Origin of the sequence: Arthrobacter sp. 'calajunan' (assembly GCF_046940185.1) — a bacterium.
Classification (GTDB): Bacteria; Actinomycetota; Actinomycetes; order Actinomycetales; family Micrococcaceae; genus Glutamicibacter; species Glutamicibacter soli.
The window spans coordinates 438,015-452,113 of the sequence record NZ_JBKZDY010000002.1 but is presented as its reverse complement, the minus strand read 5'-3'; the positions used below and the strand labels follow the sequence as shown (position 1 = coordinate 452,113).

At 61.2% G+C, this 14,099-nt stretch carries 15 protein-coding genes, 1 pseudogene and 1 riboswitch; of the genes and pseudogenes, 5 read left to right on the top strand and 11 right to left on the bottom strand.

Annotated features, from left to right (window positions below; translation table 11 throughout):
• Position 1 precedes the first annotated feature (1 nt).
• From purU to RF641_RS04610, 3 genes are all read right to left on the bottom strand, one after another.
• Positions 2-844, bottom strand: a complete 843-nt coding sequence (gene purU / locus RF641_RS04620; RefSeq protein ID WP_424572611.1) for a formyltetrahydrofolate deformylase — start codon at positions 842-844, stop codon at positions 2-4.
• A 78-nt stretch (positions 845-922) separates the two neighbouring features.
• Positions 923-1,447 (bottom strand): hypothetical protein, encoded by a 525-nt coding sequence (locus RF641_RS04615; protein ID WP_424572610.1) that lies wholly within the window; start codon positions 1,445-1,447, stop codon positions 923-925.
• Positions 1,448-1,677: 230 nt separating this feature from the next.
• The gene (locus tag RF641_RS04610) at positions 1,678-2,730 is read right to left on the bottom strand and encodes a flavin-containing monooxygenase (RefSeq protein ID WP_424572609.1); all 1,053 of its coding nucleotides are present in this window, start codon (positions 2,728-2,730) and stop codon (positions 1,678-1,680) included.
• Between the two features lie 90 nt (positions 2,731-2,820).
• A riboswitch (ZMP/ZTP riboswitch) is annotated at positions 2,821-2,897 on the top strand.
• A gap of 40 nt (positions 2,898-2,937) precedes the next feature.
• Between RF641_RS04610 and RF641_RS04605 the strand changes: the two genes are divergently transcribed.
• On the top strand, positions 2,938-3,798 hold the full coding sequence (locus RF641_RS04605; RefSeq protein WP_424572608.1) for a bifunctional methylenetetrahydrofolate dehydrogenase/methenyltetrahydrofolate cyclohydrolase: 861 nt from the start codon (positions 2,938-2,940) through the stop codon (positions 3,796-3,798).
• A 90-nt stretch (positions 3,799-3,888) separates the two neighbouring features.
• Here RF641_RS04605 and RF641_RS04600 read toward each other — a convergent pair whose 3' ends face one another.
• The 4 genes from RF641_RS04600 to RF641_RS04585 form a co-directional block, all read right to left on the bottom strand.
• A complete protein-coding gene (locus RF641_RS04600; RefSeq protein WP_052772260.1) occupies positions 3,889-5,286 on the bottom strand; it encodes an MFS transporter in 1,398 nt (465 codons plus the stop codon).
• An 87-nt stretch (positions 5,287-5,373) separates the two neighbouring features.
• Positions 5,374-6,606, bottom strand: coding sequence for an NAD(P)/FAD-dependent oxidoreductase (locus RF641_RS04595; RefSeq protein WP_424572607.1), 1,233 nt, complete (start codon positions 6,604-6,606; stop codon positions 5,374-5,376).
• A 2-nt stretch (positions 6,607-6,608) separates the two neighbouring features.
• Positions 6,609-6,932, bottom strand: a complete 324-nt coding sequence (locus tag RF641_RS04590) for a 2Fe-2S iron-sulfur cluster-binding protein (protein ID WP_424572606.1) — start codon at positions 6,930-6,932, stop codon at positions 6,609-6,611.
• Positions 6,933-6,955: 23 nt separating this feature from the next.
• Complete coding sequence (locus RF641_RS04585) at positions 6,956-8,218, bottom strand: cytochrome P450 (protein ID WP_424572605.1); 1,263 nt, start codon at positions 8,216-8,218, stop codon at positions 6,956-6,958.
• Positions 8,219-8,329: 111 nt separating this feature from the next.
• Between RF641_RS04585 and RF641_RS04580 the strand changes: the two genes are divergently transcribed.
• Entirely contained in the window at positions 8,330-9,250 is a 921-nt protein-coding gene (locus RF641_RS04580) for a LysR substrate-binding domain-containing protein (RefSeq protein WP_424572604.1), read from the top strand.
• Between the two features lie 61 nt (positions 9,251-9,311).
• Positions 9,312-9,443: pseudogene (locus RF641_RS04575) on the top strand (bifunctional methylenetetrahydrofolate dehydrogenase/methenyltetrahydrofolate cyclohydrolase); the annotation flags it as partial.
• Between the two features lie 503 nt (positions 9,444-9,946).
• Here RF641_RS04575 and RF641_RS04570 read toward each other — a convergent pair.
• The 3 genes from RF641_RS04570 to RF641_RS04560 all read right to left on the bottom strand — a co-directional run bounded on the left by RF641_RS04570 (position 9,947) and on the right by RF641_RS04560 (position 12,319).
• Complete coding sequence (locus tag RF641_RS04570) at positions 9,947-10,333, bottom strand: hypothetical protein (RefSeq protein ID WP_424572603.1); 387 nt, start codon at positions 10,331-10,333, stop codon at positions 9,947-9,949.
• A 948-nt stretch (positions 10,334-11,281) separates the two neighbouring features.
• Positions 11,282-11,620, bottom strand: a complete 339-nt coding sequence (locus tag RF641_RS04565) for a hypothetical protein (protein ID WP_424572602.1) — start codon at positions 11,618-11,620, stop codon at positions 11,282-11,284.
• A 237-nt stretch (positions 11,621-11,857) separates the two neighbouring features.
• Positions 11,858-12,319: a hypothetical protein gene (locus RF641_RS04560; protein WP_424572601.1), complete on the bottom strand. Its 462-nt coding sequence runs from the start codon at positions 12,317-12,319 to the stop codon at positions 11,858-11,860.
• 303 nt (positions 12,320-12,622) lie between these two features.
• Here RF641_RS04560 and RF641_RS04555 point away from each other — a divergent pair, with 303 nt between their 5' ends.
• Both RF641_RS04555 and RF641_RS04550 read left to right on the top strand, forming a co-directional pair.
• Positions 12,623-13,081 carry a MarR family winged helix-turn-helix transcriptional regulator gene (locus tag RF641_RS04555; RefSeq protein WP_424572600.1) on the top strand — a complete coding sequence of 153 codons (459 nt, stop codon included), beginning with the start codon at positions 12,623-12,625 and terminating at the stop codon, positions 13,079-13,081.
• Positions 13,082-13,297: 216 nt separating this feature from the next.
• Positions 13,298-13,588 (top strand): hypothetical protein, encoded by a 291-nt coding sequence (locus tag RF641_RS04550; protein WP_146955906.1) that lies wholly within the window; start codon positions 13,298-13,300, stop codon positions 13,586-13,588.
• A gap of 113 nt (positions 13,589-13,701) precedes the next feature.
• Here the strand turns inward: RF641_RS04550 and RF641_RS04545 are convergent, their stop codons facing one another.
• Positions 13,702-13,962 (bottom strand): GlsB/YeaQ/YmgE family stress response membrane protein, encoded by a 261-nt coding sequence (locus tag RF641_RS04545; protein ID WP_053797467.1) that lies wholly within the window; start codon positions 13,960-13,962, stop codon positions 13,702-13,704.
• Between the last annotated feature and the right edge of the window lie 137 nt (positions 13,963-14,099).

The following is a 14,099-nucleotide window of genomic DNA, read 5'->3' as shown; positions in this document are numbered from 1 at the left end:
ATTACGAGAAGACGATGGTTCGCTGGCCGTCCAGCATGACGCGGTGCTCAGCGTGCCACTGCACGGCGCGGGTCAGCGTGCGGCCCTCGACGCTTCGGCCCAGGGCCACCAGCTGCTCCGGAGTGCGCGCGTGGCTCACCTGGGTGACTTCCTGGTCGATGATCGGGCCCTCGTCCAGATCCGAGGTGACGTAGTGGGCGGTGGCGCCGATCAGCTTCACGCCGCGGGCGTAGGCCTGGTGGTAGGGTTTGGCGCCCTTGAAGGACGGCAGGAACGAGTGGTGGATGTTGATGACCCGACCCTCCATGCGCTGGCACAGCGAATCGGAGAGGATCTGCATGTAGCGGGCGAGCACCACGAGCTCGATGTCGTAGTCGTCAACCAGCTTCAGCAGCTCGGCCTCGGCCTGGGATTTGTTGGAGGGGGTGACCGGCAGGTGGACGAAGTCCACGCCGTAGAACTCGGCCATGGACTTCAGTTCCAGGTGGTTGGAGACGATGACCGGGATATCGATGGCCAGGGTGCCGGCGCGCTGGGCGAACAGCAGGTCGTTCAGCGCATGCCCGGCCTTGGAGCACATGATCAGCGTTCGGGTTCGTGCGGCGGTGTCGTCCACGCGCAGCGACATGTGGAACTCGTCGCGGATAGGAGCCAACGCCGCGCGCACCTGCACCAGGGACTGCTCGGTCGCCACCTCGATGCGCATGAAGAAGGTTCCGGACTCGGGGGACTCGTATTGCTGGGATTCGGTGATGTTGCAACCGGCACCCAGCAGACCTCCGGAAATGGCATGGACAATGCCGGGACGATCTACGCAGGACAGGGTGACGGTGTACTTGTTCATGCATTGAGGTTAACCGTCTAACGCCCTGCGTGCACATTCGCCGCCTACGGTTACGTCTTCTGGCGTCCCGTGTTGCTGCTATTTGTCTGCTTCGTCAGGCGAATCGGCGAAGATCGTCACCCAGATATCGGTGCCATCAGACACGTTGACGGTGACGGTTTGGCTGGCAGCCGGGTCACTGATGTCAAACAACCCTGCGGCTCCGCCGTTCAGCGAGCAATCACTTGAGACCTCCTTGCCGCCTACGCCGTTGAGGGAGGCAGACCATTTGCCGGTGCCCGAGCACTGGACGGCTACGCCCAGGTGGGAGTATCCCGGGGGCATCGGTTCTACGTCGAAAGAAGTGGTGCCCGCACCGGCAACCTGCTGGCGAATCTCTGATGACGGGCTGCCGTTCTTGAGCACCGAAGCCTGGGCTTCGAAGATATCGGAAGTTTTTGGTGCGCTTTCCAGGCTTGCGCTGCCGGCATTTTCGGTGACGGCTGTGGGCCTTGCCCCAGTTGTCGTTTCACCGGTTAGATCTGCCTGATCGGTGCAGCCAACTGCGGCAACGCTCAAGAATACGAACAATGAGAAAGCACTGGCCTTCCTGAGTTTTTTCATCTCAGGAGACTACAGTCAGGAACAATTAAAGTCGATCGTTTGCAGAAATAAGACATCAGCACAGAATGCAGACGGCCATCCAGCTACGCCGTGTCATCGGCCTGCCTGGTTCGGAACCTGTTCGACGCTGTGCGTGGAGCGACGAACCAGGGTTTGTAGCATCTTCAGACGGAGCGTACGCGGGGAATCGGACACGTGCTCCGCCCCGCACACGCCGGTGAGGTTCCCGACTAGGCAGGAACTGCCGCCAGGAACTTGCTGGCTGCCACCGCTGCCTTGCGCCCGGCGCGGGTAGCGCCCAACGTGGAAGCCGAGGCGCCGTAGCCGACGAAGTACATACCCGGAAGCTCAACCGCGCTGACCGAATCCTCGGCGATCAGGATGCCGCCGGCTTGCGTGTGCAGATGCAATGGACGCAGGTGGTCGTGCGCATGGCGGAATCCGGTGGCCCAGAGGATGGCGTCGATTGGCTCGGTGCTGCCGTCCTCGAAGTGCACGCTGTGCGGGCCTAGGAAGTCGATCTTTCCACGGGAAACCAGCGCACCGGAGTCGATGGCCGCCTGCATCACCGGGTTCAGCATCAGTCCGGTGGCGCCCACCACCGACTTCGGCGGCAGGCCCGCGCGGGTGCGCTCGTTGACCTCGCGCTTCACCTGGATGCCCCAGTCGGCGCTCGGCGTGCGCCAGTCCGGCTCGGAGCGGGTTGACCACAGGGTGTCCACGCCGGCAGCGCGCAGCTGCACGATGAATTGGGTGGCGCTGGCGCCGCCGCCCACCACCAGCACGCGCTGGCCGGCGAACTGCTCGGGGCCGATGAAGCCATTGGTGTGCACCTGCGGGCCGTCGAATCGGCCCGGGTAGCTTGGCCAGTTGGGGTTGGTCCAGGTACCGGTCGCGTTGATGATGCTGCGCGCCTGCAGCGTGCTTCCGTCGGCGAGCTCGACCGTGAAGATGCCGTCCTCGTGGGTAACCGCGCGAACCTCGGCATTATGGCGCACCGACAGGTTCTTCTCCCGCTCGTAGGCGCCGTAGTATTCGGAGACGACCTCGGAAGCCGGACGGGTCGGGTCCTGGTTATCGAAGGGGAACTCGGGCAGCGAAGCCACCGCGTGGGTCTTGCCCAGGGTCAGCGTGCGCCAGCGGTGCTGCCAGGCACCGCCCGGACCCGGATTGGCATCCAGCACCACGTAGTCCTCCCAGGGCTTCAGTCCCCGGCGCTGAAGATGGAATGCGGCGGACAGTCCCGCTTGCCCCGCACCAATCACGATGTTCTGGTAATACACTGCTGCCTCCTTACCCGTGTAACCGGTTCCGCAGGACCTTCATTCCGCGTGAGGCGGTTGTCACACGGGCTATGGCTGGGCATTGGATAGAATTGAACCCGTGACTGGCGTTTGGTGGACTACCACCGGGGAGCTAATCGTGGGAGCCGCGCGCCTGGGTTCGCACACCACCTGCCTTGGCAACAGGGCCCCTACGGAAGGATGAGCGTGAGCGCACGCATTCTCGACGGCAAGGCCACCGCGGCCACCATCAAGCAGGAACTGACCGAGCGCGTTGCCAAGCTGAAGGCCGCCGGCCACAGCACCGGACTGGGCACCATTCTGGTCGGCAACGATCCTGGCTCGGCCTGGTACGTGGGCGGCAAGCACAAGGACTGCGCCGAGGTGGGCATCGAATCCATCCGCGTGGACCTGCCGGAGGAAACCACCCAGGACGAGCTGCTGGCCAAGGTGCGCGAACTGAACGAGAACCCTGCCTGCACCGGCTACATCGTGCAGCTGCCGCTGCCCAAGCACATCGACCAGGACGTCATCCTGGAAGCCATGGACCCGGCCAAGGACGCCGACGGCCTGCACCCGATGAACCTGGGCCGCCTGGTCGCCAACGTGAACCGCCCGATGGCCTCCCCGCTGCCCTGCACCCCGTTGGGCTGCGTCGAGCTGCTGGCCCGCCACGACATCGACCTGACCGGCAAGCACGTGCTGGTTGTCGGCCGCGGCGTGACTATTGGCCGCCCGGTCGGCCTGCTGTTGACCCGCCGCGACGTGAACGCCACCGTCACCCTGGCGCACACCGGCACCACCAACCTTGACGAGCTGCTGGCGCAGGCCGACGTGGTCATCGCCGCCGCCGGCTCGGCCCACATGATCAAGACCGCCAAGCCGGGCGCCATCCTGCTGGACGTGGGAGTTTCCCGCGTTGACGGCAAGGTCACCGGCGATATCGACCCGGCCCTGTACGAGGTTGCCAGCTGGATCTCCCCGAACCCGGGCGGCGTGGGACCGATGACCCGCGCGATGCTGCTGAACAACGTGGTGGAAGCCGCGGAGCGCAACGCCGCGAAGTAGACGCGAAAAAACCAAAACCTACAGCCCGCCAGTTCATCACCGGCGGGCTGTCGGCTTTCTAGTATGCGCGCGCGGCGGTCTTTCCTGGACCTACAGCGCGTCCTGGGCTACGGGTTGCGCCGCGGTGCGCTTGTCGAATACCAGCGCCCCCACTTCCTGCTCGGCCTGGTTGCTGATGGACAGGTCGATGCCACTGCGGTCGCGGACCAGCGAAACCGCAACCAGTGAGATGGCGGTTAGCCCGATCAGGTACCAGGCCACCGCGTCCGTGCCGCCGGTCGCCTGCACCAGGGCGGTGGCGATCATCGGGGCGAAGGCGCCGCCCAGGATCGCACCGAAGGCGTAGGAGATCGAGACTCCGGAGAAACGCACCGAGGCGGGGAAAAGCTCGGAGTACAGCGCCGCCTGCGGACCGTAGGAGAAACCGAGCCCGACCGCGAACAGCGCAAAGGCCAGGTAAAGCAGCGGCAGGCTTGCGGTGTTGACCAGCCAGAACAGCGGGAAGATGCACAGCAGCTGGCTGACGAAACCGATCTGGTAGGTCCGCTTACGGCCGATCTTGTCGGCCACCAAGCCGGAAAGCAGAGTGAAGACGAACCACATGACTGCGCCGAAGGACACAGCCAGCAGCACCTGGGTCCGGTTGAAGCCGACCGGACCTTCCGGATCGGTCATGTAGGCCTGCAGGAACCCGCCAGTGGTCATGTAGCCAGCGGCGTTGTTTCCGGCGAAGACCAGCGCGGCGATCAGCACCAGCAACCAGTGCTTCTTGAACAGCACCACGATCGGTACCCGGGTCTGGGCCTTCTTCTGGGCGATTTCCTCGAACACCGGCGACTCGTCGACCGAGCGGCGGATGAAGTAGCCGACTATGACCAGCACGAAGCTCAGCAGGAACGGAACACGCCAACCCCAGGCCACGAACTGCTCGCCGGGGGAGATCACGCCGGTCATCAGTGCCATCATGGCCGAGGCCAGCAGCATGCCCAGCGGAACACCCAGCTGCGGGTAGGCGCCAGCCCGACCGCGGCGGTTCGTTGGCGCATGTTCAACTGCCATCAGCACGGCGCCACCCCATTCGCCGCCCGCCGAAATACCCTGCAGGATACGCAAGAGCAGCAACAGGACCGGAGCGATGATGCCGGCGGTCTCATAGGTCGGCAGCACGCCGATGAGCGTGGTGGAGGCACCCATGAGTGTCAGCGTGAGCACCAGCATGGCCCTGCGGCCGATCTTGTCGCCGAAGTGACCGGCCAGGAATGCACCCAGCGGACGGAACAGGAAGGAGATGCCGACGCTGGCAAAGGAGAGCAGCAGGCCGATCTGCGAACCGGCGGGTTCGAAGAACAGGTGGGCGAAGACCAGACCAGCCGCGGTGGCGTAGATGAAGAAGTCGTACCACTCGATGGTGGTGCCGATGATGGTGGCAAAAGCGACTCGTCGCTGGCTGGCGGTGGCGCCGTGTTGCCGGGGAGGAACAGTACTCACGGGGTTACCTCTGAATGTGTGAACGAACAGTGCAAGTGCGAACCATCGGGCTCCTCGTGGGAGTGTCCGGTTCATGGCAGCCGTGGATCAGGCCGGGATCGGGGTGCTTCGGGCAAGCTCCTTCAAGGAGGCCGACGCTTCCAGCATGGACATGGTGATTGGCGTCCCGCTGGAGAGGAGTTTTCGGGCGGAAATATGGTCCGCGGGACGGTTGACGGATTCCACGGCGGCCAGGACGCCGCCGCGGAACAGGGCGATGGAGAATTTGCCGGTGTCCGGCTCGCCCAGCAGCACCGCGTCATCGGTTGGCGCGGACAACCCGGCGATCTGCAGCCGGTGTTCGCCTTGGACGCTCCAGAACCAGGGAAGCTCGCGGTATTCGGTTGGCTGGCCGGTCAGGGTGAGCGCAAGCGCCCGGGCTTGGTCATTGGCGTTCTGCACGGATTCCAGCCGCGCCCGCTCCGAGGTCGCAGCCAGAGGGAAGTTTGCGCAGTCGCCCAGGGCGTAAATCCGTTCATCCGAGCTGCGCAGGAAAGCATCCACCATGATGCCATTGTCGCAGGCCAGCCCCGAATCCGCCGCGAGCGCCGTATTGGGCAGGACGCCGATGCCGTAGACCACCAGGTCTGCCTCGTAACCATGTCCGGCAGTGGACAGGACCTGAAGATGACCATCTTGCGCTTCGATGCGCTCCACGCCTTCGTTGCAGCGCAGGTTGATGCCGCTGCCGCGGTGCGCCGCGGCAAACCAAACGGACAGCGGCTCGGATGCTGCGCGTCCCAGCGGGCGCGCGGCGAATTCCAGCACTGTGACCTCCAGCCCGCGCTTCCTGGCCGCAGCGGCGAACTCCAGTCCGATGAACCCCGCGCCGATGACTACCACGCGGCGCGCCTCGGCCAGCCGGCGCTGGAGAGTACGCGCATCATCCAAGGTGCGCAGGCCGTAAATTCCCGGCAGCTCGCTTCCGGCACAGCCAAGTGGGCGGTTGCGGGCGCCGGTGGCGATCACCAGGCGGTCGTAGGACAGCTGGGTGCCGGTGCTGAGCGTGACGATGCTGGTGGCCCTGTCGATGGATTCGACCCTTGCCCCCGGGATCAAATCGATATCGTGCTCGGCGTAGAAGCTTTCCGGACGCAGGGCCAGGGGCCCGGACGCGGCATCCGCCGCAACATAGTCCTTGGACAGCGGAGGGCGCTGATAGGGCAGTTCAGTTTCCTGGGTTATCAGGGAGAGCGGGCCCCGGTGTCCTGCCTCGCGCAGGGAAGCCGCCAGCTGCACTCCCGCGTGCCCGGCCCCGATGATGACGATGCGTGGTTCCATGGCTAGACCTGGTCGCTGGGCACGGTGACGCGCAGCTGCTGGGTGGCTCCACCGAGGCGGACCTGGCAGCCCAGTCGGCTGAATTCCGTGCGTTCTGCGGCTGTGCAGTCGAGCATTTCGTCTTCGTCCTCGGAGATGTCCGAAAGGCCTGCGGCATCCTCCGGCGCGACATAGACATGGCAGGTGGCGCACATGGCCTGTCCGCCGCATTCGCCGACGATTCCGGCAATGCCGTTGGAGACTGCGGCGCGCATGATGTTGCCGCCGTCAGCGACCTCGACCTCGGTAGCGGTGCCGTTGGGCTGTTCGAAAATAATGGTTGGCATTGAAAGCTCCTATACGAATGTGGTTACGAATCCCAGATGACCGGCATCTTGGTCATGCCGCGGAAGACCCAGCCGGCATCGATGCTGGCCGACTGCGGATCCAGTCGAAGATTTGGAAGGCTGCGGAACACTTCGGGAAGCGCTATTTGCGCCACCTGCGCGCGGGCGATCCAGGTGCCGGCACAGAAGTGCACTCCGCCGCCGAAGGCCAGGTGAGGCTTCTTTTCCCGGAAGATGTTGAACTCCTCGGGATCGGTGAAGACCTTCGGATCGCGGTTGGCCGCGCCGAGCACAACACCCAGACGCGCCCCGGCAGGCAGCTTGATGCCCTCCAACACGAGATCCTGCGTGGTTTCGCGGGGATACATTCCGATGGGTGCCACCCAACGCACCGATTCCTCGAAGGCACGTGAAAACAGGCCCGGGTCCTCCAGCACTGCATCCAGCTGTTCCGGGTTGGAGAGCAGGGCCCACACTGTGGTGGCCAGGACATCGCGCGGTTCGTTGAGCCCGCCCCCGATGGTCATTTTCAGATTCGCTCGGATGGCTTCCAGAGGGATGGGCAGTGACGCCAGATTCGAAAGCAACGACCGGTCCGGATTGGCGGCGAGGTAGGGGAGCATTTCATCGATGGCGGCGTCAACTTCCGCCGAGGATGCGGCAGCCTTGGCCCAGACCTCTGGATCATCCGCGTAGTTGCCGGTCCCGTCGATCAACGTCTGGCTCCAGCGCTGCATGTCCGCCTGCGTGGAATTGTGGAAGCCGCAAATGAGGCGAAGGTTCTCCGCGGTGTAGGGGGCCGCGTAGTCCCATACAAAGTCGGCGCCGGGGCCCTTGGTGACGAGCTGAGCCAGGTACTTTTCGTTGTTGGCAGCGAAGATGTCGTTCCAGTGCTTCTTGATGGTGGCCGGGCGAAGGGTTGCGCCGTAGGAATCGCGGTCGACCTGGTGCTCCGGGTTGTCCTTGCGCAGCATTGAATGACCCATCGAACGCTTCATCAAGGAATTGCGTTCGTCGGCGGAGAAGAGCGCCTCGTTTTGCTCGATTTCGTGGCAGGCGCTGTACGAAGTCACCATGTACCGGTTCACTTCCGGTACCCAGTGCACCGGAGCTTCTTCGCGCATGCGCTGGTAGATCGGGAAAGGATTGGTGTAGAGGTCGGAGATTTTCACCCAATCCGCAACCGGAGCTTCGCGTCCTTCGCCAGTCGAGGTCTCGACAGCCGCGGTGACGGTCTGCGCTGACTGCGCCCCGGTGAACGGGCAGGTGGCCGGTGTCTGGCTCATGGGAATGTGCTCCTGGATTGAAAGGCTAACTTGGTATCAAGTGTGAGGCAGGACATAACCACGGGTAAAATGGTTATATTCGTTCAATATCCACGGTTCTAGTGAGGTTTCGTGCAACGTTTTACCCTTCGACAGCTTGAATGCCTCGCCGCCGTCGGCCAGGGCGGATCCATCGCGGCGGCAGCCGAGCAATTGAACCTGTCCGCCTCTGCAATCACAGGCGCGCTCAATGAACTGGAACGCATACTGAATACGCAACTGACCATTCGTCGAAAAGCGCATGGGGTGAGCCTTACTCCTTCCGGCAAGTACGTGCTTGAAGAGGCCCAGGGAATTCTGCAGGCCTCCAGCGACCTACAGGAGATGGCCAATGGCGCAGGCACGCTGCTTGCCGGTCGGGTGCGGGTGGGCTGCTACTCTTCCCTCGCTCCCACCGTGCTGCCAGAGCTGCTGGCTGAATACAGTTCCAGATTCAACCAGGTGGAAGTCGACTTTTTTGCCGGGACGCAGCAGGAAATATTTCACCGGCTCGCCAACGGCATGCTGGACTTGGCCTTTGTCTACGACTTCGGCTTGCCCGAGGGAATCGAACGAACGGTTCTGTATACAACCGAGCCGAACGTGCTGCTTCCCTCGGACCATGAGCTCGCTCGGGCCCCCAAGGTTTCGCTGGCGCAGTTGTCGAAGGAACCGATGATCCTGCTGGATGTCCCGCCCAGCCGGGAGCACACCGAGGCACTATTCGAAGCGGCCGGGGTCAGCCCGTGGATCCGCTACCGAACTGCGGATTTCGAGGTCACTCGATCGATGGTCGCGAGGGGACTGGGCTACGCGGTCCTGGTTCAACGGCCTGCAGCAGATGTCTCATATGAAGGTTTGCCCCTCGCCGTGCGCTCGATCCATCCGGTGGCCAGGAAAGTACGCATCACCATGGTCCGCTCCCTTGCAGTGCAACCGTCCAAGGCTGCAACTGCCATGCACTCGCTGGCACTGGAACTGTATTCCACCAAACCTGCCCGTAGCTGCCTCTGAGCCGATACTGCTAGCGGGATAGCAGCGGTATGCCGGAAATCGGGCGTACACGGCAGGGTGCGGCGACATCGACCCGGCCCTGTACGAGGTTGCCAGCTGGATCTCCCCGAACCCGGGCGGCGTGGGCCCGATGACCCGCGCGATGTTGCTGAACAACGTCGTGGAAGCCGCGGAGCGCAACGCCGCGAACTAGAAGTTCACGGGTGATGGCCGGCGGATGTCCCGAACGGGACCGCCGGCCTTCATTCATCCACGATCTTGGCAGGGTCGAAAAAGTCCTCCCCGTTCAAGCCAATGAACTGCAGGAACTTGTAGCTCGGGATTGGACGAGGAGCGTCGAGGTCAGCCTCCCCAAGGGCGATGCCGCGCATCCGCCTACTACGCATGGGCGACGTAGCTCAGACAATTCATAGGCCCTGAGTTGGGTCTTTGCTTTGGCTTGCCGGACTGGATTCGGGAGGGACGGCGATTTGAGAGCATGCATGCGCCGAAGCCGACCGCTGAATTCTTGGCGGCGTAGTGATTATTGCGAACGTCGAGACACTGGCCAGCCATCATGCCACTGGTGCCTGATGCTGGCAGGCGGGAGTCCAGGAGTTAAACACTGAAGCATCCCACGATGACTGCGGGATGCTTCAATGCGAAAGGGCTTCTTTCAGTTATAAACAAGACCAGATTAACATCCAGTGGGGCAGCTCAGTTCATAAGGTCTGGATCATCCAGCGAACGTTCAGCATCCGGTTTGCCCAAGGCGCCCGGACGGGTGTTGTACGAGGTCTCGTAGTCCCTGTCGCTACGCACATAGCACGGAATTTCAAAGGTGATCGCGCTGTGCGCCCAGTACCTGACCCGGAAAGTCCTCGCGCCTACAGGCGTGCCTTTGGCGATGAATTGGCTCATCACTTGGCCCTTGGCTTCTACCGGTACATTCTCCAGAGCCGGATTGGGCACCGAGACGAACCAGAAGCTCAAGTCGTCGGCCGTGATGTCATAGATTGCAATCAGTACGGATCGTCCATGGACTGAAACGAGGCCCATCACATCATCAACGAGTTCGTGCGGCTCAGCCAGCACGATGGGCATTCCTTCCCTTCAGCCGTAGGAGGCGAGATGGATGCGTGCCTGGCGGGATCCGAGGATGTGTTTGACGTGCTCGGCTGTGTGGGTTCGTAGTTCGTGGGTTGACATGGCTAACCTCCGCTTTGTAGCTCTTCCGGTATCTCCGAGGAGCCACACCGCAATGAGTCAAAGTGGTTGTCCTGATGGCAAAGCAGGCCACGGATATTATCGCGGAGTGTCCTTTGGACTGTACGCGTCTTTCACTTTAATAGATACCCTTTGGTCATGGGCGGCAATGAATACCCCGTGAACATAGCGGGGGTACCCAGAGTTTGCCCAGTCTCTAATTGCTCCGAGACCTTGGTCCTGGGGGTGCGAAGGCACGGAACAATGGCGTCTGCGGGGTAAGCGGACTGGCAGAAGGTACCCGGACCAATTTGACCACGGACCGCAGGAATCTTGCTACCCGTGCTCTTGGCAGGCTATCCATCTTACGGGATGCCTCGTCAGGGACTACTCCGTACGACGGCACTGTCCGGATCGCGGTGGCACGGCTGGATCCCAAACCATTTCGACTGGCAGCCGTGCTGGAGCCCCGCAGCCGGCCCCAAGTTCACACATTGGATACCCGCCGCGCTGGACCAAGCAATGCGCTGGGATCTCGGCCCGGGTCAATCCATTCGAGCCCAATTGGATTCAGAACATCTCAATTAGGCAGACGGAATTGCGCGATGTTCACGCCGAGGACTGGTACCCGCTGACTTGGATAGAGCCCACGGCGCCACACAAGAACTGGATGATTCCGACTGCGATCGAAGAGGGCGGTGCTTCGCCCGCAAGCCTTTAGGGAGGGAACTCCGGTCCGATCCCAGCCCGTGCCTAGCACCATGAACTGATCGGTGGAGCAGAGCAAGAGCCGGGACCGAAGCTTGATTACCTCGAATTAGCAGAGGTGCCCGATGTTGGAGTCATTCAACGTGTCGGCAGTGAGTAGCGGGTAGACGTCGCACGCTGCGCTTGCATCTGCGGGCAGGACGGGATCAAGTGGGCCACCGCGGTGTGCTTCCAGAATTTCACGCGAAATTCCATCACGCGGGATGAGTCCAGTTCGTTGAAGAACTCCCCTGTGGTGCACTTGGAAGGTGACGGCTGCTTGACTTTCAGCGCTGGCTGCGGCGTCGTGACATAAAGCAGCTGCAGTTCCTCTGTCTCGGGGTTGATCATCGCTACCAGAACATCACGTCCGTGGATGGAAACCATGCCCATCGCGTCGGTGAGTGATTCGTTCGGCTGGGTCATCACGATGGGCATGCCCGGCTCCCATCCATAATTCGACAGATGAGCTTTGCCTTCGCGGGTGGCGAGAAAATCAGCGACTCGGACAGCTGTCTGGGTTCTAGCGATTCGACCTGGCATTTAAGATACTTCCCTTTCCTGCACTGCTGATTTGATAAGTGATGAGGAGGTGGAAACCTCCGTAAGCGGAACTCAAAAAATAGCCCCAACTTTCGACGCTGCCGCATTGGCGGGCAACGGATACTGCACTGATTAGGCGATGCTCAGGTCCGACGGTGTTCCACCCCGGCCAAAATCGAGACCGCCTGTTGGGGTTAGCGAAGGGGCGATGAATGGCTGTTCCAGCCAATCTTGCTGCGGATGCAAAGCTACGTCCAGAGGTTCCGAGGGAAGCGCTAGGTTTTCTTTGCCGGCGACCGCAAATTGTAGATTGCGGACTTCGAACTGGATGCCCAGGGAGTTCTCCATTTGTGGCAACAGCGTGTCATTCACGTATTGCATCAGCTCAGAAACATTGTCTTCGCTTTTCGCGGTGCATGCCAGGTTCAAGACCAATTGATCCGGGGTCCCGGTGATGGTGCATATAGCCGAATGAACCGCATCTTTGCTCCGGCACTCGTGTGATCCGAAAGCGGCAATCTGCTGCATCCGCTCCGCCCATGCATTGGCAGGATGCGTCGAGGGATCTACTGGAACTGCTAAGGATTCTTTCATTATTCACTCCGGTATTGATAGCTGTTTCGTAGTAGAATATCTGTAGACAGGCTAACTATTAGCTAGGTTACATTATAATTTTTTGATTAGGCAAGCTGACCGCAGGCAATGGCGAGGAAGGAGCATCGGGAGGTACGAGCGATGAGTTCGTACCCGGCGGAGGGAATTCTCATGAGTAGTTATGGAGCAAGTGGATATTGGTATGACACGGCTACCACGGTGCCAGGGGCCGTTGATCTGTTGAACCTGATGCGCAGGTATCGGGAGTCGGAACGCAAGATGCGGGCCAAAACGCGTGGGTCCATGGGAATGAACGAAACCGATATGTCCGCTCTGCGATTCCTGCTCGGTGAGCATCGCAAGGGGGTGATTCCGCGTCAACGGGATTTTGCCGAAGAGCTGGGCATCTCTAATGCATCCGTGTCGGTGTTGATAGATAGATTGTGCCGCGACGGGTACGCCGAGCGCATTGTCCACCCTGCCGATCGCCGCTCGGTGGGGATTGTGCCCACCGAATACAGTGATTCCGAAGTTCGCGGAACCCTGCACAAGATGCATGAGCGCATGATGGATGCAGTGAACACTCTGACCGCTGACGAGCGGATTGGGGCGGCCAAGTTCTTGGCAGCCATGATCCGAAGCGTCGAAGCCGACGAAGCGGAACAGATCCAGACCCGCGAATCCGCCGTTGCTTCCTCCTCGTTGTCAGATCGGACATCTGATATGAAGTCAGCTTCCTCGGCTTCGGATCATCTGCGGTAGTCCGAGGGTCGCATGGAGGTTGGGAAACAACCGGAATCCCGACGCCGCAGACCGGCGTGGAAGCCACAAGATCCACCTGGGGGTGCGACCTCGATTTCAGCTTCTACCGTCTCGTTCCTGATGAAAATCTGACGGTCGCCCTTGGTCTCAAGTTCAGGAACGTAGATTAGGAAAATAGTAAATTCAACTCGTTCTGGAAGAATGGAGTGATAGCTAATGCCACGTAAGCGTCTTGATGTTTCTCTCAGTCATGATGAGTTCGAAGATCTTAACAACGCTTTGGAAGACCATCGGGATGGGTTCAAGAGGATGGCGCAGGAGGCAATCAACGGTTTCGGCCTCGAGCCCGCCTACTGGACCGGTCGAGCCGAAGAAGTGGAAGGTCTTCGTGAGTCGGTGCACGAGCATAGTGCTGACGAACCTGACGTTCCACCTGCGGATTCGGATCTTCCACGGGAGGCAGAATCGGCTCTGGATCTGGATCCCGAATCCGAGCCACGCAATTAATCGGTTCGGAATGCCTAATCATCCCATCCGCCCGACGCGGGTATTGTCTCAAGAATCCACCCGAAAGAGCGGTCCACCACATGGTATGGTGGACCGCTCTACGAAGGCACTAATTAGGCGCGCTTGCGGGTAAGAAGCCCCCAGATCACCAGAACAATCAGCGAACCACCGATAGCGAGCAGCCACGTAGAAAGGGACCAGAAGCGGTCGATTTCGACATCGAACAGCGCTGAACCGATCCAGCCCCCCACGACCGCGCCGACCACGCCGAGCAGCAAGGTCGCGAGCCATCCGCCACCTTGTTCTCCTGGCTTAATGGCCTTGGCAATGGCGCCGGCAATCAATCCTAAAATTATCCAGCCTAAGATACCCAACGAACACTCCTTCGATTAGCTTGCGGGTTGACTAGAACGAAAGCGTCATAGCCTACTGGTTTTACAAGCTACTGCTTCGGCAAGCACGTGACTCCAAACTGGATGATCCCTGATAAGGGCGCAGGTCAAGAGGAGCT

Excerpts from the sequence above, each read along its gene's own strand:
- purU (WP_424572611.1), bottom strand. The coding sequence starts at position 844 with ATGAACAAGTACACCGTCACCCTGTCCTGCGTAGATCGTCCCGGCATT.
- RF641_RS04615 (WP_424572610.1), bottom strand. The coding sequence starts at position 1,447 with ATGAAAAAACTCAGGAAGGCCAGTGCTTTCTCATTGTTCGTATTCTTG.
- RF641_RS04595 (WP_424572607.1), bottom strand. The coding sequence starts at position 6,606 with ATGGAACCACGCATCGTCATCATCGGGGCCGGGCACGCGGGAGTGCAG.
- RF641_RS04590 (WP_424572606.1), bottom strand. The coding sequence starts at position 6,932 with ATGCCAACCATTATTTTCGAACAGCCCAACGGCACCGCTACCGAGGTC.
- RF641_RS04585 (WP_424572605.1), bottom strand. The coding sequence starts at position 8,218 with ATGAGCCAGACACCGGCCACCTGCCCGTTCACCGGGGCGCAGTCAGCG.
- RF641_RS04570 (WP_424572603.1), bottom strand. The coding sequence starts at position 10,333 with ATGCCCATCGTGCTGGCTGAGCCGCACGAACTCGTTGATGATGTGATG.
- RF641_RS04565 (WP_424572602.1), bottom strand. The coding sequence starts at position 11,620 with ATGCCCATCGTGATGACCCAGCCGAACGAATCACTCACCGACGCGATG.
- RF641_RS04560 (WP_424572601.1), bottom strand. The coding sequence starts at position 12,319 with ATGAAAGAATCCTTAGCAGTTCCAGTAGATCCCTCGACGCATCCTGCC.
- RF641_RS04555 (WP_424572600.1), top strand. The coding sequence starts at position 12,623 with ATGGGAATGAACGAAACCGATATGTCCGCTCTGCGATTCCTGCTCGGT.
- RF641_RS04550 (WP_146955906.1), top strand. The coding sequence starts at position 13,298 with ATGCCACGTAAGCGTCTTGATGTTTCTCTCAGTCATGATGAGTTCGAA.